Below are 24,873 nucleotides of genomic sequence, written 5' to 3' on the forward strand. Positions count from 1 at the left end.
ATCTATTTAGACAAGGCAAAAATTAGTACTCCAAAAGAAATTGCAGATGTAATCATCGCTAAGTTGCCGGTGAAATATCGACGAAACGTGCGTTGCTTTAATGGCGGCACGATAATTACATCGTTTTGTTGAATGTAGAAGTACTTAGACTCGATGTAATCCTCTTTTAAAAGATTAACGTAAAAAATATCCGCTTGATTTCCATTCTGCCTCACTACCTTTACATGACTACGATCGGCAAGCTCACCTAGTCCACCCGCTTGGGCAATCGCTTCCATAAACGTTAGCCTTGTATTTGCTGAGATTACAGTCTGTTCTGAGTTAACTTCACCAAGTAAAGTATAGCGAAAATTAAGCATTCTTACCCGAACGATTACATCTGGCAAGTATCGCGACGCATGTTTCTTAATCGTATCCTGCGCCTGAAAAAGCGTTAACCCCGACAAATTAATTTTACCTAACACAGCATATTCGATCTCACCCTCGGTATTGACAAGGATACCATTCTGTGCTGCATTTACGGCAGAACTCCCCCCACTCGCTCGGGTTTGGGGTGTCAACTTGCTAAGAAAATCAAATGCATCATTTTCTTCACTCAACGTTTCAAAATTGATGCTCAAAATATCTAATGGCTGAATCCGATACTCTTGAATATCCAAAGTATGGCTTCGGAGAATTGTGTCCTTTGGAATTTCGTTTCTTTTTTTAAGATCGTCTTTCTGTAGATACACCAACTTTTTGGCAGGCACGCAGGAACTCAGAAAGAGTGCTGCACACCCAAAAAAAACCAAAATACGCGTCATTTTAAAGGTTTCATTTTTTGAGAGATTGCAAATATACAGAAGTCTTTGGAGTAACCATTAAAGCGGTCTCCCACATTAAATTCCGTTTAAATCGTAAAAATTCGATCATCCGTGCACCTGCATTCGGGTAGCATACCAATGATAAATTTCTTGGAGTCCTTCGCTAAAGAGCACCTGAGGCTGATACCCCAGTAACGATTGAATCTTAGAAATATCGGCACGAGAATGTTTTACATCACCCATTCGCTCTGGACCAAATTCCGGATCAATTTGCTTACCGGAGATCCGCTTCAATGCCTCTACCATCTCCAGCAATGTTGTTTGCTCTCCGCATGCAACATTATAGACTTCGTTTAATGCTTCTTTCTTATCGGTGAACAACGCCAACAAATTCGCATGAACTGCATTGTCAACGTACGTAAAATCTCGTGATGTCAAGCCGTCACCGTTGATCTTTGGCGCACGATCTTCAATTAATGCCTTGCAAAATAAAGGAATCACGGCCGCATAAGCGTTGTCGGGACTTTGATTTGGCCCGAAGATGTTAAAGTAACGGAGCCCCACATAATCAAGGCTGTATGTCTTCTGGAATACATCCGCATACAATTCGACGGCAAATTTGGTAATCGCGTATGGACTTAAAGGACGTCCAATAACGGCTTCTTTTTTCGGAAGTGCTGGACTATCGCCATAAGTACTCGAGGAGCACGCAAGTACAATCCTGTTCACGTTGTTTTGAACGGCTGCAAAAAGTACGTTCAATGTACCGGTCACATTCACCTCGTTACTACGGATTGGATCCTTGATGGATCGCGGCACTGAACCTAGTGCCGCTTGATGCGTAATCAAGTCAATACCCTTGGTAAGTTCCAACATGGTTGGATAATCACAGATATCTCTTTCGAAAAATTCGAATTTCGTATGTCCTTCAAATTTTGCGATGTTATCATACCGCCCTGTCGACAAATCGTCAACAACACGAACCAACGATACACGGGGGTCATCGATCAACGCTGCTACAAGGTTCGATCCGATAAACCCTGCACCTCCAGTTACCATTATACGCTTACTCATTGAGAGCTAACTTTTCTTTATTCGCTAAAATGCCGACAAATATACACTAATAGAATAGATCTGACACGTTACCATCATATGCCAAACATGAATTTAAAGGCTTTTACGGGCCATGTTTTGTATTTGGTCGTCCAATGCGATGGAAAAGCTGACCATTTACAAAGATGTGGGTGTGAAGCATTCTAAATTATAATAGATTTGCACTCGATTTAAACAAACGACAATAATTATATAATGTCATCGAAACGGATTTTAGTAACTGGAGCAGCGGGGTTTATTGGATACCATCTTTCGGAGAAGCTTTGTAGTCAAGGGTATGAGGTCATCGGATTAGACAACCTCAATGACTACTATGATGTAAATCTTAAACTATCCAGACTTCAGGCACTGAAGAAACATCAGAATTTTTCTTTTGCTGAATTGAATCTGACTGACAAACCTGGGATTGACGATTTATTTCACGCCAATGCTTTTGACTATGTTGTAAACTTGGCTGCACAAGCTGGTGTGCGTTATTCGATTACACATCCCTACGCCTACCTCGAAAGTAATATGCACGGTTTCCTCAACATCCTTGAGGCTAGTCGTCATCACAAGATCAAGCACCTTATCTATGCGTCGTCGAGCTCGGTATACGGTGCCAATAAAAAAATGCCGTTCTCAGTGCACAATAATGTTGACCATCCATTGTCACTATACGCCGCATCTAAGAAGTCAAATGAGCTGATGGCGCACACCTACTCTGCGCTATATAACTTACCAACCACTGGCCTACGCTTCTTCACTGTGTACGGACCTTATGGACGTCCGGACATGGCGCTATTTATTTTCACGAAAGCGATCATCGAAGGTAAACCCATGGATGTTTTCAATCATGGAAAAATGAAGCGCGACTTCACTTACGTCGACGATATAGTCGAAAGTATTTCAAGACTTGTACCAAAGGTTGCAGAACCCAATAAAGATTGGGACGGTATGAGCCCCGACCCTGCCACAAGTTTTGCACCTTACAAAATTTTTAACATCGGGAATAATTCTCCAGTGGAATTATTGGACTACATCAACGTATTGGAACAAAAACTAGGTAAGAAAGCGATCTTAAATTTATTACCCATCCAAGACGGTGATGTGCCCGCAACTTTTGCCGATGTGTCGGATCTCGAGCAAGCCGTTGGCTTCAAGCCTTCTACTTCGATCGAAACGGGTATCGGAAATTTCGTGAACTGGTATGTCGATTATTATAAAGTAAAGTAAAGTAATAGCAAGTAGATATCTAGAACGCAAGGAAAAACGGATTCAACAGTGAAGGCTTATTGTAAGAAAGTTGTTCCGATTTTCCTTGTTGATTAATACGCATACCAACCGCATTGATAATGGCATGCGCCGCAGCTGTATCCCATTCCATAGTGGGTGCAAATCGGGGGTATACATCTGCACTGCCCTCGGCCAGTAGCATAAACTTCAAGCTACTTCCTTTCGACAATAGAGTAGGATCGACGAGCTTCGATATAAAATCTTCCGTCTGTTCATCACGGTGTGAGCGAGATGCTACAACACGAAGCGCAGGCTGCGCAAAATCAACACGTCTTCGTTTTGGAAGCAGATGGGTTTCCGCGTTTCTAACGACATACGCATCTTTGTTGGCTATCGCGTAAAAAATATCGCCGGACACTGGCACAGCAACAACACCGAGCACTGGATGTTGATCCTGAATCAACGCGATATTCACCGTAAACTCTCCATTACGCTTTACAAACTCCTTGGTCCCATCAAGCGGGTCAACCATCCAAAAGTATGGCCAGTTCTTTCGTTCTTCATAGGGAATTGTCTTCCCTTCTTCACTGAGAATGGGAAGTTGCGCCTTTTCTAAAATAGAAGTGATTGCCTGGTGAGCACGCCTATCTGCCTGTGTGAGCGGCGACTGATCGCCCTTCGTTTCAGTTTGAAAGTCTCCACTTTCATATACTGTCATAATCTCAACACTCGCAGCCTTTGAAGCCTCTATGGCCAATGTTAACAGCGAAGAAAGATCAACCGTCGACATGGCGTTAGACGATCATACCCGCAGCGACGGTCTCGTTTGTGCCTTCATCCACAAGGATTACACTCCCGGTGATGCGATTCTTACGATAAGAATCAAAAAGCAACGGCTGGGCTGTACGCAGTTTAATGCGCGCAATATCGTTCATTTGAAGTTGTTCAGCATTATCAAGCTTTTCGAGACTATTGATATCCAACTTGTATTGAATTTCTTTCAAGACAGCCTTCACTTCTCGTGTCGTATGTCTGAGGTAGAACTTTGTATTCAGATTCACCGGACGTTGATTCATCCAGCAAATCATCAAGTCGATATCCTGATCTGCTTTTGGGTGATTGTTCGGCTTCGCGATAATATCACCTCTGCTAATGTCGATTTCATCTTCAAGTGTAATGGTCACCGACATCGGTGCGAATGCCTCTTCTAATTTCTCATTGCCAAATTCAATCGTTTTAATCTTCGAACTAAAACCCGAAGGCATCACCACAACGTCATCGCCAGGACGAAATATACCACCGGCAACGCGGCCAGCATATCCCCTGAAGTCATGATATTCCTTTGAGTGAGGACGTACTACGTATTGTACAGGGAAACGACTATCGATGTGATTGTGGTCGCTCTCAATATGAACACTCTCTAACATATGAAGCAACGTAGCACCTTCATACCAAGTCATATTCTCAGAACGATTCACGACGTTGTCACCGGCAAGTGCACTGATCGGAACGAACTGAATGTCGGACACTTCTAGTCTCGAAGAAAACCCTTTATACTCCTCAACGATTTTTTCATATACCGCCTCGTCGTAGTCAACAAGATCCATCTTGTTCACACAAACAATAATGTGAGGAATCTTCAGTAACGAAGCAATAAACGAGTGGCGAAACGTCTGCTCAACCAGACCTTTACGCGCATCGATCAAAATCAACGCGAGGTTTGCCGTTGAAGCACCGGTCACCATGTTACGCGTATATTGAATATGCCCAGGCGTATCGGCGATGATGAACTTGCGCTTCGGCGTAGCAAAGTAACGATACGCAACATCGATCGTGATCCCTTGTTCTCTTTCAGACTTTAAACCATCGGTTAACAAAGAAAGGTCAACATAATCAAAGCCTTTCTTAGCACTTGAAGCCTCTACTGCTTCGAGTTGGTCTTCGAAAATAGATTTACTATCGTATAACAATCTACCGATCAAAGTACTTTTTCCGTCGTCAACGCTTCCTGCGGTTGTAAATCGTAATAGTTGGTTTGTCATTGTCGTGTTCAAGTGTTCAGGTGTTCAAGTGTTCAAGTTTGGAACGCTATCCACATGTTGTTTTATTATATAGCAATGCATTACAAAGTCTCCCATAGCCAGTCCCAAATGCCCAATACCTAGTACGCAATCCTAGTACTCAATACCCGGTCCTTAAAAGTACCCCGACTTCTTCCGATCCTCCATCGCTGTTTCAGAACGCTTATCATCTGCGCGTGTACCCCGTTCTGTTTTACGTGATGCAGCAACTTCGGCGATGATCTTTTCGATAGTATCCGCATCAGATTCTACGGCACCTGTAATCGGCATATCGCCACACGTTCTAAACCGTACGATCTTTTTCGTCGGCACTTCATCTGGCTTCAACTTCAGCCACGGTGATGTGGACAAAATCGCGCCATCACGAACGATCACTTCACGCTCGTGTGAGTAGTATAGTTTAGGAATTGGAATATTCTCCATGTGAATGTATTGCCATACATCCATCTCGGTCCAATTCGAAATTGGAAATACGCGGAAATGTTCACCTTGATGTTTCTTACCATTGAAGAGATTCCAAAGTTCGGGACGTTGGTTTTTGGGATCCCATTGTCCGAATTCATCGCGGTGGGAGAAGAAGCGTTCCTTCGCACGCGCTTTCTCTTCATCACGACGTGCACCACCCATGGCGGCGTCGAACTTGTTCTTCTCGATCGTATCTAAAAGTGTAACGGTTTGAAGTGCATTTCGGCTTGCATTCCATCCTGTTTCTTCTTTCGCACGACCTTTGTCGATGCTCTCTTGAACAGATCCTACCACTAAGCGAACGCCGAGTTCATTCACGAGCCAGTCGCGATACTCCATCGTCTCCGGAAAGTTGTGTCCTGTATCGATGTGCACTAATGGAAAAGGAATTTTCGCAGGGTGAAAAGCTTTGCGCGATAAGTACGCAAGCACGATCGAGTCTTTACCACCGGAGAATAACAGCGCCGGATTCTCGAACTGCGCAACAACTTCACGGATTACATAAATCGCTTCCGATTCCAGCTCTTTCAAATGACTTAAGTAATATTGGCTCATTTCAACTCCTGGTTCAATGGTTACGTCTTGATTCAACTTGTCTTGCATCAATCTTTCAACTTAATTTTTTCGAGAATGTATCCCATCAGCTTCGCGATCGACTCATCAAGTGACAGCTCATGTGTGGGAATATGAATATCTGGTCGCACCGGTGCTTCATAGGGAGAATCTATTCCTGTAAAGTTCTTCACCTCTCCTGCCCGTGCTTTCTTGTATAATCCTTTTACATCGCGTGCTTCACAAACGGATAGCGGCGCATCGACAAACACTTCGATGTAGTTATGCTCACCTACAATATTTTTTACCTGCGTACGGTCCGATTGGAATGGCGATATGAATGCGGATAAAACAATTACCCCCGCGTCTAACATCAGCTTTGACACCTCACCGATGCGGCGGATGTTTTCGATGCGGCCATCGTCGGTAAACGTCAGGTCTTTGTTGAGACCGGCGCGAATGTTATCGCCATCGAGCAAATACGTTTTGAATCCTAACGCGTGAAGCTGCGCCTCGAGTTGTACGGCTAGCGTGGATTTCCCAGACCCTGACAACCCTGTAAACCAAATGACCGTCGCATGCTGGTTAAGCAACTTCTGACGTTGTGCTTGGCTCACTTTTGTCTTAATCGGGTATATGTTATTGTTGGTGGAACTCACGGTAAAAATTAGTCTGCAATGTACGACGGAAGTTCGGTTCGGGCAGGTCGGTTATCTAAAAGCAATCCGTTTTCCTTGACTAAATCACTAGAAACGCTGCTTTTCAAAAATATAACCACTAAATCCATAGATATTCAGGGTCACAAAGGTATCACGATTGGTACGATCTGCCAAAAGAATTTGCGTAACACGCTGAAATTTAAAATGATTGAGTACGAACAGTTGTTGGCTCACGAGGCTTCGAGCACCATGCTCTAAGCGGCGTCGCTGGCATCTGCGAGGAATTCCACTAAACATCTCCGCGCAGCTTGGCGTCACCGCGACGCTGCGGTGAAAATCTGTTCATTTCAAGAAAGTGAACCAAGAAAAACACTACTGCAAGCGTGTAGCCCGTTGCATGAGCCTCAAGCTTGTTTACCCTTGCAACAGGCTGCTCTTGCCAAGTTCCCAGTGCGCTTTCAGCATTTTTAAAAAGCTTTCCATCTCGTGAAGGGGAATCATGTTAGGGCCGTCGCTTAGAGCCTTTTCTGGAAATGGATGTGTTTCAATGAAGAAGCCATCAACGCCTGTAGCAGCGGCAGCACGGGCTAAGAATGGCGCAAACTCACGCTGCCCTCCGGATGAGCCACCTTTACCGCCGGGTTGTTGCACCGAGTGGGTAACATCAAATATTACCGGTGTATATTGACGCATCACAGGAAGAGAACGCATATCAACCACGAGGGTATGGTAGCCGAAGCTAGCACCGCGCTCTGTTAAGAACACGTTGTTGTTTCCCTCTCCCCTCACTTTATCGACGGCGTACTTCATATCTTCCGGTGCCATAAATTGGCCCTTCTTAATCTTTACGGCTTTGCCAGTTTTCGCCGCCGCTCTCAATAAATCCGTTTGACGACATAGGAATGCCGGAATCTGCAGGACATCAACAACGGTCGCTACTTCCGCGCATTGATATGATTCATGCACGTCTGTAACAATCGGAACATTCAAATCTTTCTTTACACGTGAGAGAATTTCCAAACCACCTTCGATACCTGTACCACGGTAAGAACCACTAGATGTACGGTTCGCTTTGTCGAACGATGACTTAAAAACATATTCGATACCCAGTGATGCACAAATCGCTTTCACTTTTGTTCCTGTTTCCATGCAGATGTCATAGCTCTCTGCTGCACAAGGCCCTGAGAACAACACCATTTTGTCAGCGCCAAGTTTGATCTTATCTGTAACGTTGACTATCTCTTTGAATTTCTCCATGCTATTTAGTTATCTGTTATCGGTTACCGGTTATTGGGAGCGACAACCTGTATTAAACGGTCTATCCTTCAATAATTTTCTCCATCGCACCACGCGCTGCTAACACCAAATCTGCGACTTCGCGAAGCACGCCTTTTCCACCTTTTACCGCCGTTACGAGCACTGCTTTTTCTTTGATGTAGTCAAATGTATCAGCAGGGCATGCACTTAGGCCGGCCAATTTGAACACGGGCAAATCATTAATATCGTCACCGATGAACGCAATTTCTTTATTCTTCAGTTGATAATGCTTTGCCAGCTTTTCAAAAGCCTGCGCTTTGTCGACAATTCCTTGATGACAGAAATCAATCTTCAACTCTGCGCAACGCTTTGTGGTGGTGGCGGATTCACGCCCTGAGATGGCGCCAACAATAATTCCCTCTCGTTTCAGATAGCTGATGATCTGACCGTCTTTAACATTAAAGTTTTTCAGCTCTTTACCAGTCTCATCGTAAATGATTCGCCCATCAGAGAGAACGCCGTCTATGTCAAAAAAAATCGCTTTGATTGCACCGGCTTTCTTTACCTGGTCTTTTGTATATCGGCTAAGGATCTGTTTCAATCGAATGTGTTTAGGATATTAATCGAAAATATCCCCGAAAATTAGGAAAAGCTTTTTACTTTAATGCACTAAATCTATTGACTGGATGAAAGTTTTCAGATTCCTGGCCTTCACGACCCTCACGGTAGCATTGATCTATTTACTTGACAATCGTTGGGTCGTTGGCGGCAAACCTATTCCGCCGCTCGGAAAATTTCTCGCCCCATACGAAGGCTTTTGGCAAAACATGGAGTCACGCGACGGATACCTAGCCGATAAACCGCTTGATATTCCAGGCCTGAAAGATAGCGTTACGATCTTCTACGACAGTTTGATGATTCCTCACGTGTTCGCACAAAATGACGAAGATCTCTACCTGGCACAAGGTTACGTGACGGCCATGCATCGTCTGTGGCAAATGGAATTTCAAACACATGCTGCCTCGGGACGCGTCTCGGAAATTATCGGCGCTGGCGACAATGAAGCCATTCTTTCATTCGACAGAATGCAGCGTCGGTCGGGCATGGTGTACGGTGCACAACATGCGCTGGATGCCATGCAAACCGATCCGATTTCAAAGATGGTTGTCGATCAATACACCAAGGGAATTAACGCTTATATCGAATCGCTTGACTATGCCTCGTTGCCCTTCGAATACAAACTCCTTGCTTACAAGCCTGAGTCATGGACAACGCTGAAGTGTGCACTGCTACTTAAGCAAATGGCGCAGACGTTGAACATGAGCGACAAAGACATTGAAATGACCAATGCGCTTAAGCTTCTTGGAAAGCAAACGCTGGAAATACTTTACCCCGACATGGAGCCCGTAGGCGACCCGATCGTTGACAACGCGGGTGAATGGAAATTCGAACCCGTTAAGATCGATTCGTTCCCGTTGGCGATACCCGAAGAATATATCAAGATCGATAAGATGCCCGGTGCAGATCCGAACAACGGTAGTAACAACTGGGCTGTGAGTGGAAGTAAAACGGCAACCGGCTCTCCCATTCTTTGTGGCGATCCCCATTTGGATCTTTCGCTTCCTTCTATCTGGTATGCCATTCAGTTGCACGCGCCGGGTATCAACGTGATGGGTGCGTCACTACCAGGTGCGCCGGGTGTGATCATTGGGTTCAATGACTCTATTGCTTGGAGCGTTACCAATGCACAACGTGATCTCGTCGACTGGTTTAAGATTACTTATCAAGATGAAACGCGATCAAAATATTTACTCGACGGTAAGTATGTAGACACAAAAAAAGTTGTGGAAGAATTTAAGGTAAGGAATCAAAATGTATTCTATGATACAATTGTATATACACATTGGGGACCGATTACGTACGACGAAAATTTCAGAGCTGATAGACAAAATCTCAACGACTATGCTTTTCGCTGGATTGCACATGACGGTTCTGATGAAGTCGTTGCGTTTTACAAGCTCAATCGCGGAAAAAGTCATAACGATTATCTCGATGCCTTAAATCATTTTGGACTACCGGCGCAGAATTTTGTGTTCGCATCCGTATCAGGCGATATCGCGATGCGTATACAGGGCAAATATCCTGTGCGCAGACAAAACGAAGGACGCTTTGTTCTCGACGGCAGCAAATCATCGAATGGCTGGAATGCTTTTATTCCCAACGAACAAAATGTTCAATACAAAAATCCTGCGCGCGGCTTTGTGAGCTCCGCTAACCAATATCCCGTCGACGCAACCTATCCGTACTATGTTACTGGTAAAAGTTTCGAGGCATATCGCAACCGGCGAATCAATAAACTACTAACGGACTATAAGAATATCACTGTTCAAGACATGATGAACATGCAACTTGATAACTTTAACCTGAAGGCGGCGGAAGCATTACCCATCATGTTAAAATCACTTGATACGCTGAACCTGAATGCTGCTGAACAAGTCGCTTGGAAAGCCTTAAAAGATTGGAATCACTATAACGACAAGGCTTCGATCGGCGCATCCTACTTTGAAGCATGGTGGAATAACTTTATGCCCATGCTTTGGGATGAGATGGACAAGAGTGATATATCGCTGCAACGGCCGACGAGTTTCGTCACCATCAAACTACTGCAAGAAAAGCCCGACTTTATCTTCTTCGATCGACAGGGAACACCTGAAAAAGAAAATGCACAAGATATTATTAGAACGTCATTCTCTCTCGGCGTGAAGTCTATCGAGAAATGGAAAAAAGATCACCCAGCAATGGAGTTAAAGTGGGGACTTTACAAAGATAGTTTCATGCGCCATCTGTTGCGCATCGAGCCACTTAACATCCACGTGAACGCTGGCGGAAACAGTGGCATCGTGAACGCCCATTCGAGAACCAACGGACCATCGTGGCGCATGGTGGTGTCGTTAGAAAAAACGGGTGTTAAAGCTTGGGGTGTTTATCCGGGAGGGCAATCAGGAAATCCGGGCAGTAAACATTATGGTGACATGATCGATTATTGGACTGAAGGAAAACATTTTTCTTTGCGCTACTTACAACAACCTGATCCAAAACTTCAGATACTAAAGCTTAACCCTACCGGAAAATGAAATTCATCGCACAGATAATATTGATTGCCATCTTGGCGTATCTCCTTGACCTTTTTTTGCCGTGGTACTCGATTGCTATTGCTGCATTTGCAGTGAGTGTGTTCTTTCAATCGCGATCCAATTTTTTTGCCGGATTTTTGGGCGTTGGAATTTTGTGGTTTGCAGCGGTATGGATGATTAACGGAAGTTCTTCTAGCGGTCTCGCCGCACGCGTTGCCGGAATTCTTACGGTTAACAGCGATGTAGTACTGATGCTGGTTACTGCTTTGATCGGCGCACTCGTTGCCGGTTGTGCTGCAGTTGCAGGCGCATCACTCAGAAAAGAAAAACGACGCTATTAATCTTACATCATGCGATGTTACAACGTTGATCGCATTTTGTCCTTCGGTAACTCAGGGTGACGGAAAAATTATGACAATGGTCGTCGGCTAATGCGCTTCGTCTTCATTTTAATTCATTATTTCAAATACAATCATATATAGGTATCAGAACCTAGAATTTACTAACTCTTACGCTATGTCATTACCTCTCTACGGCGGACCGTGGGGCCTCAAACAGGCTGCCCATCTCCTCAGAAGAGCAACTTTTGGTGCCACTAAAGCTCAGATCGACGATTTTGTTGGATTAGGCATGAATGGCGCAATCAATGCACTTTTTCCAGGCGGCACACTCCCTGCACCAGAGCTTCCGATCGACCCAAAAACAGGAACCGAATGGTTTACCACAGGTGTTACCGACGCCAACAGTGAAAATGCAGACCTTATTGCGTACTTCCACGGATGGTTCCTCGGGCAGATGGCTACCGACAACCTTGCCTTGAGTGCGCGCGAAAAAACAGTCTGGTTCCTCCATACACATTTCACCGCCATCACTTCGAAGATCAGTAATAGCCGTTCTTTGTATTTTCAAAATGAGCTATTCAGGCTGTATGCACGTGATGAATATTCAGCACAAGCGTATATGAATTTCAAAGAGCTCACCGTAAAAGTGAGTGTCGACAACGCCATGCTCCGTCTGCTCGACGGTGATCTCAATGTAAAAGGCGCGGTGAATGAAAACTACGCAAGAGAACTGCTTGAATTATATACCATCGGTCGCGGCATCGAAGGACTTATCCCCGGTACACCAACTGAGGAAGGCGATTACTTCTATTTCACAGAGCAAGATGTTGAAGCTGCAGCAAGAGTTCTGTCGGGCTGGACACTCGATGAGGACTTCGTCAATATCGATCCCGACACAAATCTCCCGAGAGGAAAAGTGAGAGGTAACACGCTCAATGCCTCAGCACACGACAATGATCCAAAGGTATTTAGCGCGCGCTTTGGTGGTGCTACGATCCAACCCGATCCTACTTTGCTTAACGGCGGAAACCCTACAGAGGAAAGTGCGCTAGACGAAATTCGGCAGTTGATCGAACTCATTTACAGCAACGATGCCACACTTCGAAATATCTGCTGGAAGATCTATCGCTTCTATGTGTGGGGACCTCATAGTAAAGCCACGGACAACATTGAGTGGATCGATACGAATATCATTAGTGGCATGGTGCAAACCATGAAGCAGGAATACAAAATCCTTCCTGTCATCAAAGAATTACTTAGCAGCAAGCATTTTTATCGCGAAGACGCTGACCCGGATCCTAATATCATTGAGGACAACAACATTGGTGCGCTCATCAAATCGCCTTTAGACCTCACACTAGGCACGATGCGTTTCTTCAACATTTCATTGCCTGACATGATAGCCGCTCCTGAGGATTTTTATAGCGTCACCCAAGATATTCTTGATTCGTTCGAAGAACAAGGGCTTAAGTTCTACGAACCATATGACGTCGCTGGCTACGAAGCGTATCACCAGTACCCGGTTTACCATCGTTTCTGGATTACACCGAACTACCTGGCCAACCGTTACAATCTCATTCGCACAATGGTAAGCAATCCTGATAGTCCGTTATGGATTGATACTTACAATTTCATTGTCGACAATTTTGGAGAAGAGCCCGATGCCGATCTGTTGATCAGTAATATCGCAAGATACATTTACGCTATTGTAGCCGATGATGGATCATCTACACTGACAGAAAAAAGAGCTGCTTACTTCAAAGCAAAATTCTTAAACGGCATGCCGGAAGATTATTGGATTACGCAACCCGGCGCAGCACGCGAATTTACCGATGCACTCATCAACATCATGCTTCAAACCCCAGAATATCAATTGTCATAATTTACCGCTATGAAAAAGTCAAGAAGAGATTTCTTAAAGAAGTTGCCATTGGCAATGAGTATTCCCTTTACGCTGGGCGGTATTCCTTTCAAAGCATTAGGTCAAGGCCTGCTTGCGAAAATTGCTGAAGCAAGTGCTACCGATAAAGTTCTCGTGATCCTGCAAATGCATGGTGGTAACGACGGATTGAATTGTTTGATTCCTGTTGAACGCTATTCGGATTACTTTTCCGTAAGACAAAATATCGCTATCCCCACACCAAACAAAAAGCGTGGATACGTCAATTTAGATAGTACACTTCCTATTGAAACACAAGTTGGGCTCCATCCTGACATGCAAGCGATGAAGCACATGTACGATGCGGGTAAGATGACTGTCGTACAAGGTGTTTCATACAAACAAAATAATGGTTCGCATTTTCGTGGACGTGACATCAGCTTCATGGGCGGTGGATTCAATGACTATTTTGATTCAGGTTGGTTAGGCAGATATCTCAACGAGACCTATGCCCCTTACAAGTATCCTGAAGACTTTTTAAATCCCACGGTTCCTGGCAACCAGATGAGAGACCCATTGGCGCTGGAACTTGGTAACGACACGTCGTTGATATTCCACCAAAGTGATTCTATTCCAACATCAATTTCTTTATCCAGTGTTCCAGGGTTCTATGATCTGATCTCAAAAGATCTTGAAGGATTTGAAGATGAAATCGCGGAGATCCTTGACAACAGAGGTGTACCACCAGTTGGATTGGACGGATCTCCCTATCAGAAAGAAATGGAATGGATCCTCGGTTTGGAGGACAAATCAAGAGACTACTCAGAGATTTTATATGAGCGCTATGTAGCCGGGAAAGCGTCGAACATTGTGTACCCTGAGCTTTATCCTTTCAACGCTCCGCAAGGCAGTCTGCACAATCCGCTTTCACATCAACTAAAGATGGTAGCACGACTTCTTGGTGGTGGCTGTAAGACAAGAGTGTTCTTGGTTAAAATCGGCGGCTTCGATACCCATGCCGATCAAGTAGAAAAGTATGACAGCACCATGGGTGGACACGCGGCGTTGATGTATCACATCTCCACGGCGATGAACGCATTCTTAAAAGACTTGAAAGGTCGCGGCCTTGAGAATGAGGTGTTGACGATCACGACTTCTGAATTTGGTCGTCGTGTCGATTCTAACGGAAGCTATGGAACTGACCATGGTACTGCAGGGCCGTTATTCATATTCGGTGCGGGTGCATCAGGTGGTGTTGTTGGTGAAGCCTTTAAAACGGCAGACGCCACGGCGCCTTACGGAAACCTTGCCATGCAGGTAGATTATCGAAACGTCTATGCAAACATTCTTAGAACGTGGATGGGCGTTACCGATGATAAAATAATGAACAAGATCTTCCCTGATAGCAGAGACCCTAACAACGAGCAGAAGGGTATCATGAATCAAGCTTCGGATGGCGGAACTGCCGACGGAACTAAGTTTGTGGAGATGCCGATCGTCACCACAAGCATCACCGACAAGGAAGGATTCGTTGGAGATCGTTTCTCACTGGAAGATTGCTACCCTAATCCAGCGGTAACGAAAACGACGATACATTTCAAAATCAACAGCGCGTACGATGTGAACGTTGATCTCTACGATGTGAAAGGCATCAAGGTGAAAGAAATGGTAAAGGGTTTCTTTACGCCAGGTACACATAAAGTAGAAGTAGACCTTACAGGAATACCGGCAGGAAATTATATTTACCAACTGAAATCCGGATTTTATACGGAAGCCAAGAAATTGGTTATTAAAAAGTAGAACCTCACCCTATGAAAAAACATTACCTCTACGTTTTGTTGTGCCTTTTCGCGACGTTACAGTTATCTGCGCAATCGTCGTTGTCCAAAAAGAAGCGACAACCCTCGGCCTATAACAAACAAAATAAAGAGAACGATCAATTTTTACAGAAGCAGTTTTGGCTTGGATTAAAAGCGGGCACAAACCTCTCGTCGGTAACCATCGAGAACCGTTATGCGATCTTCTCACCGATTGATGGCTTTGAAACACCTAAAAAGTACGATCGATACAAGGGCCTCGGCACGCAGATCGCGCTTGAATTAAGTTTCTCGTTCAAGGGATTCTCTATCAGCTTTCAGCCAACCTATCAACACGCACTCTTCTCCTACTCCAAAGAATATTTTTGGGGCGGCACGGAAGAAGGTGCATTAAGTCTTGAAATGACGTACGATCACAAACACAAGGTAGATCATTTACTTTTTCCCCTATTGGTAAAGTACGAGGTTGCAGGAAACAAACTGCGCCCTTACCTACAAGCTGGATTCTACCAAGGTCTTCGCGTTAGCGCCAATAAGGACATCACCATTCGTGGTGTTGATCATGCCAGCGGTGGTGATAATGAATTTGAAAAAGAATCTATCGCGATCGACGCAACAAACCTCTTCGCCAAAAACCATTGGGGACTTATCGGTGGCGCTGGTGTGTACTACAATCAAGGCAATGTTCGACTCAACCTCGATATACAATATCGCCACGGCATGAGTAGTATTATATCAAACAAGAACCGCTACGAAAACGATATGCTCGTTGGTGCAGGCGAGGTCATGGACGATCTTAGTTTACAGAGCGTCTCCGTCTCTTTAGGATGTCTCTTCCCGATGCGTTTCCTTGGCACGGGCTTTAAATCTTCTGACCGCAAAAAATAACCGCTGCACCTGTGAAAAAATTATACACCATATTTTCAACCTCCATTTGTGTTCTATTGCTATGGTCTTGTGCTGAAGAAACGGATTCAGCGATTGGCAAAGAAAAATTCACCTCAATCTTCGATGTACGAGATTTTAACATAAGCTACACACCACTAGATATCGTTCAAACTTCTGATGGTGGTTACGTTGTACTTAGCGCACGCCCATTAGAGGAATCGAACTTTAGCTACAGCGGAATTCACCTCCTGAAAGCAGATGAAAACGGAAACTACGTTAGCGACATCACGCTAGGCGATAGTCTCGTTCACGCCGTTTCTAGTCTTACGCTAGATGGCGAAAAACTCCATTTCATTTGTATGAACAGCCAATCTACCGGTGCCCGCATCGTAAGCTTTGACGCATCGCTAGGAAACATCACTGCGAAAATGGTCGAGGGCCTTACTTACCCGAGCGCCGCGAATTATATCCCAGAAAGCAAAGCATTTGCGTTACTCGGATACAACAGTGAAGACAAGCAAACTCAGATTACTGTCGCCAATCTGAGTGGACAGCTCATCAAGCCATTAAAAACGTTCATTACCGGATTAGGCGGTGGCGAAATTATCATCGACAAAATTATGATCGAACATTTCTTACATACAGGCCGCCAATACCCGTTCTCGGTAGGAAAAGTTAAAGGACAAGATATCTACTACTTCAACGCATTTGTCAACTACAACTTCTCGATGGGGTTAACGAATCTTTCGGAAGATGATGAGGGAACATTTATGTTTGGTGAAAATGACGATGTCGGTTTCAGTGCCGTTACGAGTCTTGGCAACGCTAGCTATGCTATTGCACGCTTCGACCACACTGACACCTATTTAGATCCTAATGCATCGCTCTCCCCTGGTGCTATCGACCCAACTGAGATTGGATATAATCCTTACCCAGAGCTAACGCCACACGCGACCATAAAAATTCTGCCTACTGAAATTAGCGAGAAAAAAATAATCGTATTCGGAAGCAGCACGAAGTCTAAACAAATTGGACTTTACTTCTATGATCAGACAACACGCGCGTTCCATACCAGCCGATATCTAGGATTCTCTAATCCGTACGAGTTCTCAAGTATGACACGCACCGCTGACGGTGGACTTGCAATCTGCGGTGTAACCTACCTCGCAGGACGTTTCCCTCGGATTTGCATATTCAAGCTATCAGAAGAAGACGTGAAAGAGAATGTAGTGATCGAGTAAAAGCGTCGATCAATTGCTCATACAAAAGCCACTCAACTTCGAGTGGCTTTTTTGTTGATTAGTGATTTGTGAAAAGACTCTCTTCGGTAAAATCACTTTGGATTGAAATGCGCGGTAGCAAACTGTTTTTTTTAAGATTCTCTTGCCACAAAGAAATCTCAAAGTTTCCTAAAGCTGTACTTTTCTTGGCGACCTTAGTCTTCGACTTTGTGGCATAATGAATTTTTAAAAAGTCGTTCAGTGAGTATTATAAACTACGAAATGGTAATGATTTATATACAACGCTTTCAATGAAATCTAGACCGGACGGAGTAAGATTAACTGGTTACTCAAGACGCCACAAGGCTTTAATCATAGAACGACCAATCAAAACCAAAGTCGAGTATGCTGCGTTGACCTGGATAATTCGGCGTTGGAAAGTATCCACGTTGGGTAATGGCCTGCACGATGTTATTGTATTTTACAAAAATTCTTCCGCGTTTGATTCTCGCATTAAAGAATACATCCACCACGGCATAGTCGTAAGCTAAGAACTGGTTTCCGGTAGACTGTACATAAAACTGCTGCGTGGGAACGTCATACTGGAGTGGTGCGTAGGTGGATTTAAAATGAACGTCAACGCCAGCATGCATATCCAAATTACCATTGAAGAAAATGTTCTCATAGGCCAGTTGTCCATTGGCAAAAAACTCCGGTATCTGAATGGCATCTGATGAGCTCTTCAGCACTTTTCCATAGATCCCATGGCCACGAATAAAGATATGTTTTGCTAACACCAACTCAAGGCGCAACTCTGGCAAGAGGAAAACTTGTTCCCCTGAGACTTGAACAGGAAGAACCGATTGCGGCTGACGAGGATAATTATCCTCTTTGAAAAACACATAATTGCCAATGCGTGTAAACGTAGCGCCAGGTGAAATGCTAAACACTTTAGATCGATAATGAATCGCCCCTTTAAATTCGGTAACGTTAATATCGTCGAATACAAATGAATTATTTCGCCTGTTCGGATACCATACATCAAAACCACCGCGATAGGCCTGTTGCACAAATGAAGGTTCATACTGCATTTGTTTGATGGATGCCTCAAACCATTTGCTTTCGATTTTCCCTTCAAGCCGGTAGTTACCGGTTTGCAGCAATTCAGCCCTTGCCGACACTTCTCCAATAGAATCCAGGCGTAACGCCATGCGACCACCGAGATAATGCTCAAGCCCCTGAGTCTTCAACGACAGTGAATCGCTTTCTGCAATATTGCTGTAGTCCATCGAATAATCCCTGATTGCATAATAACCGTTGTAGAATAGCTTGAGCAAATTCCCCTTTATCCCCACTTCATTACGAACTGTTTTAAACTTCGTGCGATCAGAGATTGTATCCGTAGGTAGTTCATAGTAGTCGTATTCATAGGTACCCTCTAAACTTGGGCGCTCATTGAATCTTTCTCCTTGACGATAGCGATCAAATTTATGATAGACTTGTAATGCCTTTCCAATTTTGTATTGATGGAACAAATGGACATTGATCCGTTTTTCATTACTTGATGCTTCGGTTAAAAGGTTACTAACATCTTTCGCAAAGTAATCTAAGTCGTAGTCAAAGTTATTCACCAAATAGTTCACGCCGCCCGACTCATCCGCTTGATGATTCGCACGCTGAAAATTAACGAAGATCATGTACGTACTATCACGTTTTGTATGATACGTGGTGTAGAAATCGTAGTAATTGCTCCTCACGTTTCGATCACCTTTGGACGATCTGCCAATTTGTTTATCGATAAACAATCCGCGGAAGTTAAACCCAAAATTCCATTGCTGATTTATATTCCTACTGTAGGTAACACGCGTGATCGACCTTCCTTTTCCACCAAGAATTACTTTCATGTTTGAGTATGGCGACTTCGTATCATAGTACTTGATCCTTTCCTCATCCCAATACAAGTCATAAGCATTAAAACCTGACGTGACGCCGATCGCTTCGGGAGCACTGTAGTAGATAGGCCTCATCGCCGTACCAATATTTCCGAGATCTTGATAACGATTTTCAAATCGCTGTACGTAATTGAAACGATGAAAATTCCGAATAGCGGTATCGATGAAGTGTGTTGTTGGCAAATTCAGGAAGACATCTTCCTCATAGAAAAATTTGGAAGTTTTCGGACCATAAACCTGCTTCGTACTATCGTTGATGATCTGCGAGCGTCGTCTGCCTTCCGTTGGGTTCTGACCGAAAACGCTGGCAGCCTGAACCAGCGCAACAAACAAAATGATGTATCTAAAAAATTGCACGCTCAAAAATAAATGAAATCTAATTACTACTGATCTACTCATCCCTACCAACCGCATTCATGATCATCGCATCAAAATCCTCTCCATTTTTTATGAATTCCGTCTCGATCGGCAAATAAAACATGGGCAGCTGAGTATTCTTGCCCGAAAAACTTGCACTCCTTAATTTTACCATATCTTTTTCCGTCGTCAGGATACTTGCCTTCGGATGTTTCTTAAGCAGGGACTCAAGTTCTTCAAAATCTTTTGTATTGTAATCATAATGATCAGGACGCTCAACGTGCTCGATCAACCTATATTGCTGTTGAACGTATTGCTTCATCGGTTGCGCATTTGCAATTCCAGTCACAAGGATGACATCGGGATTAATGGACTTCCCTATCCCACCGGCAAACGGAACTACCTCACCGTAATGAATTTTGGTAAAGAATACGGGTTTATCTGCGTAGCGGCGAACTTCATGTTCCATCTCGATCATGGTTTCCTCGGTTAGATCCGACGGGCATTTCGTGATCACGATTGCGTCTGCGCGACGAGCACCACGTGCTGCTTCACGGAGTCTTCCTGCGGGCAACACATAGTCGTTGTAGAAGGGTTTTGTAAAATCTGTGAGGATGATACTGAACTTCGGAACGACACGGCGATGTTGGAAGGCATCGTCCAGTAGCACCACCGTAGGAGCCTCCTCCTGTGCCTGTATAATATGCGGAATAGCAAATGCGCGATCTTCACCGACCGCGACAGAGACTTGGTCACCAAACTTGAGATACATCTGAAACGGCTCGTCACCAAGCGTCGACGCATTATCGGCACTGCTCGCGAGACGAAAACCTTTTGTGTTACGACCATACCCCCTACTGAGTGTGGCGATGCGATGTTGCGGCCTAAGCATCCTAATCAGGTGCTCGATCATCGGCGTCTTTCCTGTGCCGCCAACCGCCAGATTACCAACGCATATCACCGGTATGTCGAACCTTACCGCTGGTTTTAGGCCACGGTCGTACGCGTAATTTCTAATCCTCGTGATGAGATCAAACAAGAGCGCGAATGGAAAAAGTAAAACACGAAGCATCAAAAGTTCATTCTATTTTATGATCTCAGGTTTACTCTCTTAACTTTGGCTGTCGAGTGACCTGGATCCTCAAAAAATTATGAGCACAAGTATAAGGATAAAAGACGTAACAGATTATCTAGAAGCACTCGCACCAAGAAGTTATCAAGAATCATACGACAACTCCGGATTGATCACAGGCGATCCGGCCGCATCGGTAAAAGGCATTTTGGTCAGCCTCGATTGCACGGAGGCTGTCGTGCGCGAAGCTATCGAGAAGGGTTGTAATTTGATTGTCGCTCATCACCCCATCGTTTTCAAAGGACTTAAGCGACTTACGGGTGCCACTTACGTTGAGCGAACTGTTATTTCCGCTATCCGAAACGACATTGCGATCTACGCGTGCCATACAAACCTCGACCATGTTTCTCAAGGTGTGAATCGCAAAATATGCGAGAAAATAGGGCTAGTCAATCCAACAATACTTCAGCCGAAAAAAGGGATTTTAAGCAAATTGGTCACTTTTGTTCCGAAAGAAAAAACAGAGGCTGTTGCGGCGGCGCTTCACGCGGCTGGAGCAGGACAGATCGGAAACTACAAAAACTGCAGCTTTCGGGTAGATGGAACGGGCACCTTCAAACCCGTTGCTGGAGCAAACCCACACCTTGGAACCGTTGGCGAGCAGGAGTTTGTATCAGAAAGTCGCCTAGAGGTTATTTTTCCAGCGCACCTGTCTGGCAAAATTTTGACAGCACTCCGTGCGTCACATCCGTATGAGGAAGTTGCTTATTATTTAAGCGCTTTAGAGAATGAAAATCAAGAAGTTGGCGCAGGGATGATTGGGGAACTCGAAAAACCAGTTGAACCAATCGACTTTCTTAAAGGTTTAAAACACAGTATGAACCTACAGATAATCCGCCATACACCGTTAACCACTGGAAAAATTAGCAAAGTAGCGGTTTGCGGAGGAGCTGGCAGTTTTCTTTTGGCGGATGCCATTCGCGCTGGTGCTCAAGCATTTATAACCGCTGATTTTAAGTATCACGAGTTTTTTGATGCCGATGGAAAGATCATTATCGCCGACATTGGCCATTATGAAAGCGAGGTTTTTACCAAAGAACTATTAAAAGACGTTTTAATGAAAAATTTTTCTAATTTTGCGATCAATTTTTCAAATACCGTCACGAATCCAATAAGCTACCTATAAATGATGGAAAATCAATCAGTTGCTCAGAAGCTTGAAGCGCTTGTAAAACTCCAGTCCATTGACAGCAAACTAGACGAACTCAAAAAACTCCGCGGCGACCTTCCCGATGAAGTGCAAGATCTAGAAGACGAAATTGAAGGGTACAAAGTTCGCTACACCCGTTTCGAGGCCGAGCTGAAGGATATCGAAGAAGGTAACAAGAAGTACAAAGAAGGAATCAAAGAAGCTGAAAAGCTTATCAAGAAATACACCGAACAGCAAAAGAACGTTAGAAACAATCGCGAGTTCGATGCCATCACCAAAGAAATAGAACTTCAGGAACTCGAAATTCAACTTTGCGAGAAGAAGATCAAAGAAGGAAAAGACAGTATCCAGCAGAAGAAAGACGAGATCGAAAAAACCAACTCCTTGATCAAGGAACGCGGTGACCACCTCGACAACAAGAAGAAAGAATTGAACGATATCCTTGCAGAAAGCCAGGAAGAAGAGAAGAAGCTGTTGGCTGAGCGTGAGAAAGCAACGAAGAAGATCGAAGACAAACTCCTCAAATATTACGAAAGACTTCGCGGCAGCCTTACCAATGGTTTAGCTGTTGTGCGTGTTGTGCGCGGTGCTGCTGAAGGCTGTAACATCGTGATCCCGCCGCAAAAAATTGCCGAGATTCGCGAGAAAAAGAAAATTGTGATTGATGAACATTCAGGTCGTATCTTAGCGGACGTAGACATGGATACCCTCGATGAAGGCGACAAACCTAAAACTGCCAAAACTCCGGTTGTGGCTCCAACAAGAAGAAAGAAAGTTGAATAACATCACAGGTCATTTTTATCGAAAGGCAGGCTTTCTCGCTTGCCTTTTTTTATGTGCTTCCCTCTCTGCAGCAGCACAAGAATGGTCGTTCGATGCCAATACGCAAAAGGCGTACGACCTAGTCCTCAACTTCCAAACACAAGAAGCGCTTACCCTTATTCCAAATCCCAAGACTGTCGAAGAGCATTACGTGACGTCCTTGGCGGAAGCGCTTGAATTATTGATCACCGAAGATGCCGTACGTTACCCGGAATATGAGAACCACTTCGAGGCATTGCTCGATCGGAAAACAAAACTCCGGTCGCCACATGATTTATTCCTCCAAGCCGAAATTGCCCTACACTGGAGTTTCGTTCACTTAAAATATGGACATGAGTTTGAAGCGGCCCTCAACCTGCGACAAGCGTATCACACCTCACAAGAAATCAGAACTAGGTTTCCAAAATACACAGCCATCAATAAGACCTCGGGGTTAATGCAAATCATCATCGGCTCGATTCCAGAAAAATACAACTGGATTTTGGGAATGATGAACATTGAAGCGTCAACAGAAGATGGCATCAAGGAACTAGAAGATATCCGTAAATCGGATCACGCACTGGCTTTCGAATCTGATCTTCTGTTTGCAGTCGTTCAAGGCTTCATATTACAACATCCCGAGGTGGGCTTGCATACCATTCATGAATTGCTGAATGAAAAACCGAACAACAAGCTCGCACTTTTCATCGGCGCCTCTCTTGCAATTAAAAATGCACAAAGTGAGATCGCGTTGACATACTTAAATACGCTTCAAAAGCAACATAGTGAAGAGCCGATATATTATGCTGATTATCTCAAAGGAGAAGTATACCTGCAGAAGGGAGACTATATTGACGCGATCGCTTCTTTCCGATGGTTCATCAACCACTACGATGGTCAAAACTACATCAAGGATGCTCACTACAAGATCGGGCTTTGCTACCTCCTGAACGGAAATGAAAATGATGCGAAGGCAATGTTTAAGCAAGCCAAAACAGTAGGAAAAGCATCTGCCGAAGCCGATCGCTATGCCGAACGTGCTTTAACAGCTGACCTTCCACACGTCAAACTTACAAAGATCCGATATGCCATCGACGGTGGATACTACGAGGATGCAACTAATCTTATGGCCTCAATAAGAGGCGATGAATTAAAAACAAAGCGAGATCAGGTCGAATATTTTTACCGTAAGGCAAGGCTAGCCCATAAAACGGGAGACCTTACAAACGCACAACAACTTTACTTGCAAACAGCCATCACTGCAGAGGAAGAGCCTTGGTATTATGCGCCCAACGCCTATTTACAACTAGGCTACATGGCCGTCGCAGCCAACGATAAAGCCAACGCGAAAATCTATTTCAAGAAAGCTATTGGCTATAAAAATCACGAGTACAAGAACAGCATTGATAGCAAAGCTAAATTTGCGCTCGATCACCTCAAAGAACGCAAGTGATCTCGGTCGTTATAACGTTCCACCGAAAACATGGACCCGGTGTAATTCAACACGTATAGACAAAGATTTTCATGCTCGAACATGTCCATGCTTTTTAATGGATAACGCAGCAAATAACAAAGCAATATTCTGATGGCGCGGCCGTGCATGCAGATCAGCACGGTGTTCTCATGCTCCTTGCCCATGATGTGTTCCATGGCAGGTTTCATTCGCGCTACAACGTCGTCAGGACTTTCTCCCTTATCGATTTTCAACGTCGTATTACCCAACTGCCATTGCTTGAGCATATAATGATAGTATTCATCCTCCGAAGGCGTGATCTTATGCCCCTCCTTTGTTCCCCAGCTTATCTCATTAAGACCGGCCAAAGCTTCGTGTGGTATTCCTGAGTCAATAAAGGAAGCAACAGATTGTTGACTCCGTTTTAGCGCCGATGTGTATATCTTATCGAAGGGTACAAGCTTATATGCCTCGTAGAAAGCGCGTGCTTGCGCCATTCCTCTGTCATTTAAATCCGTATCCACCCCACTCCCCTGCACGATGTTCTTAAGATTGTAATCCGTCTGGCCGTGACGGATCAAATAGATTTTTTTACTGCTCAATT

Annotated in this window: 21 protein-coding genes; 10 read left to right on the top strand and 11 right to left on the bottom strand. The window is 44.4% G+C overall.

Annotation, left to right across the window (positions count from 1 at the left end; genetic code table 11):
* Window positions 1–2 precede the first annotated feature (2 nt).
* Both DQQ10_RS10380 and DQQ10_RS10385 read right to left on the bottom strand, forming a co-directional pair.
* On the bottom strand, window positions 3–803 hold the full coding sequence (locus DQQ10_RS10380; RefSeq protein ID WP_112746794.1) for a polysaccharide biosynthesis/export family protein: 801 nt from the start codon (window positions 801–803) through the stop codon (window positions 3–5).
* A gap of 105 nt (window positions 804–908) precedes the next feature.
* On the bottom strand, window positions 909–1,877 hold the full coding sequence (locus DQQ10_RS10385) for an SDR family oxidoreductase (protein ID WP_112746795.1): 969 nt from the start codon (window positions 1,875–1,877) through the stop codon (window positions 909–911).
* Between the two features lie 234 nt (window positions 1,878–2,111).
* Between DQQ10_RS10385 and DQQ10_RS10390 the strand changes: the two genes are divergently transcribed.
* Complete coding sequence (locus DQQ10_RS10390) at window positions 2,112–3,131, top strand: NAD-dependent epimerase (protein ID WP_112746796.1); 1,020 nt, start codon at window positions 2,112–2,114, stop codon at window positions 3,129–3,131.
* A gap of 19 nt (window positions 3,132–3,150) precedes the next feature.
* On the opposite strand, the gene cysQ is transcribed toward DQQ10_RS10390, so the two are convergent.
* The 6 genes from cysQ to DQQ10_RS10425 form a co-directional block, all read right to left on the bottom strand.
* On the bottom strand, window positions 3,151–3,921 hold the full coding sequence (gene cysQ / locus DQQ10_RS10395; RefSeq protein WP_112746797.1) for a 3'(2'),5'-bisphosphate nucleotidase CysQ: 771 nt from the start codon (window positions 3,919–3,921) through the stop codon (window positions 3,151–3,153).
* A gap of 4 nt (window positions 3,922–3,925) precedes the next feature.
* A complete protein-coding gene (gene cysN, locus DQQ10_RS10400) occupies window positions 3,926–5,185 on the bottom strand; it encodes a sulfate adenylyltransferase subunit CysN (protein WP_317047932.1) in 1,260 nt (419 codons plus the stop codon).
* Between the two features lie 141 nt (window positions 5,186–5,326).
* The gene (cysD, locus tag DQQ10_RS10405; protein ID WP_112746963.1) at window positions 5,327–6,232 is read right to left on the bottom strand and encodes a sulfate adenylyltransferase subunit CysD; all 906 of its coding nucleotides are present in this window, start codon (window positions 6,230–6,232) and stop codon (window positions 5,327–5,329) included.
* Between the two features lie 47 nt (window positions 6,233–6,279).
* Window positions 6,280–6,888 (bottom strand): adenylyl-sulfate kinase, encoded by a 609-nt coding sequence (cysC, locus tag DQQ10_RS10410; protein ID WP_112746799.1) that lies wholly within the window; start codon window positions 6,886–6,888, stop codon window positions 6,280–6,282.
* Between the two features lie 414 nt (window positions 6,889–7,302).
* Entirely contained in the window at window positions 7,303–8,145 is an 843-nt protein-coding gene (gene kdsA / locus DQQ10_RS10420; protein ID WP_112746801.1) for a 3-deoxy-8-phosphooctulonate synthase, read from the bottom strand.
* 61 nt (window positions 8,146–8,206) lie between these two features.
* Complete coding sequence (locus DQQ10_RS10425) at window positions 8,207–8,746, bottom strand: KdsC family phosphatase (protein ID WP_112746802.1); 540 nt, start codon at window positions 8,744–8,746, stop codon at window positions 8,207–8,209.
* A gap of 85 nt (window positions 8,747–8,831) precedes the next feature.
* Between DQQ10_RS10425 and DQQ10_RS10430 the strand changes: the two genes are divergently transcribed.
* The 6 genes from DQQ10_RS10430 to DQQ10_RS10455 all read left to right on the top strand — a co-directional run bounded on the left by DQQ10_RS10430 (window position 8,832) and on the right by DQQ10_RS10455 (window position 17,445).
* Complete coding sequence (locus DQQ10_RS10430) at window positions 8,832–11,279, top strand: penicillin acylase family protein (protein ID WP_112746803.1); 2,448 nt, start codon at window positions 8,832–8,834, stop codon at window positions 11,277–11,279.
* Complete coding sequence (locus DQQ10_RS10435; protein WP_112746804.1) at window positions 11,276–11,620, top strand: hypothetical protein; 345 nt, start codon at window positions 11,276–11,278, stop codon at window positions 11,618–11,620. Before DQQ10_RS10430 ends, DQQ10_RS10435 begins: the two co-directional genes overlap by 4 nt.
* A 175-nt stretch (window positions 11,621–11,795) precedes the next feature.
* Window positions 11,796–13,502 (top strand): DUF1800 domain-containing protein, encoded by a 1,707-nt coding sequence (locus DQQ10_RS10440; protein WP_112746805.1) that lies wholly within the window; start codon window positions 11,796–11,798, stop codon window positions 13,500–13,502.
* Window positions 13,503–13,511: 9 nt separating this feature from the next.
* Window positions 13,512–15,299: a DUF1501 domain-containing protein gene (locus tag DQQ10_RS10445; protein ID WP_112746806.1), complete on the top strand. Its 1,788-nt coding sequence runs from the start codon at window positions 13,512–13,514 to the stop codon at window positions 15,297–15,299.
* Window positions 15,300–15,310: 11 nt separating this feature from the next.
* Window positions 15,311–16,204 carry a porin family protein gene (locus tag DQQ10_RS10450; RefSeq protein WP_112746807.1) on the top strand — a complete coding sequence of 298 codons (894 nt, stop codon included), beginning with the start codon at window positions 15,311–15,313 and terminating at the stop codon, window positions 16,202–16,204.
* Window positions 16,205–16,215: 11 nt separating this feature from the next.
* Complete coding sequence (locus tag DQQ10_RS10455) at window positions 16,216–17,445, top strand: hypothetical protein (RefSeq protein ID WP_133259610.1); 1,230 nt, start codon at window positions 16,216–16,218, stop codon at window positions 17,443–17,445.
* Window positions 17,446–17,792: 347 nt separating this feature from the next.
* Here DQQ10_RS10455 and DQQ10_RS10460 read toward each other — a convergent pair whose 3' ends face one another.
* Both DQQ10_RS10460 and lpxK read right to left on the bottom strand, forming a co-directional pair.
* Window positions 17,793–19,733, bottom strand: coding sequence for a putative porin (locus DQQ10_RS10460; protein ID WP_165823878.1), 1,941 nt, complete (start codon window positions 19,731–19,733; stop codon window positions 17,793–17,795).
* Window positions 19,734–19,767: 34 nt separating this feature from the next.
* On the bottom strand, window positions 19,768–20,805 hold the full coding sequence (gene lpxK, locus DQQ10_RS10465) for a tetraacyldisaccharide 4'-kinase (protein WP_112746810.1): 1,038 nt from the start codon (window positions 20,803–20,805) through the stop codon (window positions 19,768–19,770).
* 79 nt (window positions 20,806–20,884) lie between these two features.
* On the opposite strand from lpxK, the gene DQQ10_RS10470 reads away from it, so the two are divergent.
* The 3 genes from DQQ10_RS10470 to DQQ10_RS10480 are packed head-to-tail and all read left to right on the top strand — an operon-like array spanning window position 20,885 to window position 24,269.
* Window positions 20,885–21,991, top strand: a complete 1,107-nt coding sequence (locus DQQ10_RS10470; RefSeq protein ID WP_112746811.1) for a Nif3-like dinuclear metal center hexameric protein — start codon at window positions 20,885–20,887, stop codon at window positions 21,989–21,991.
* Between the two features lie 3 nt (window positions 21,992–21,994).
* Entirely contained in the window at window positions 21,995–22,798 is an 804-nt protein-coding gene (locus DQQ10_RS10475) for a zinc ribbon domain-containing protein (protein ID WP_112746964.1), read from the top strand.
* Window positions 22,728–24,269 (top strand): tetratricopeptide repeat protein, encoded by a 1,542-nt coding sequence (locus DQQ10_RS10480; protein ID WP_112746812.1) that lies wholly within the window; start codon window positions 22,728–22,730, stop codon window positions 24,267–24,269. The genes DQQ10_RS10475 and DQQ10_RS10480 overlap by 71 nt, the downstream gene beginning before the upstream one ends.
* Here DQQ10_RS10480 and DQQ10_RS10485 read toward each other — a convergent pair.
* Complete coding sequence (locus tag DQQ10_RS10485) at window positions 24,248–24,871, bottom strand: histidine phosphatase family protein (protein ID WP_112746813.1); 624 nt, start codon at window positions 24,869–24,871, stop codon at window positions 24,248–24,250. The genes DQQ10_RS10480 and DQQ10_RS10485 overlap by 22 nt on opposite strands.
* Window positions 24,872–24,873: the final 2 nt, after the last annotated feature.

Source organism: Pseudochryseolinea flava, from assembly GCF_003286915.1.
Lineage (GTDB): Bacteria > Bacteroidota > Bacteroidia > Cytophagales > Cyclobacteriaceae > Ohtaekwangia > Ohtaekwangia flava.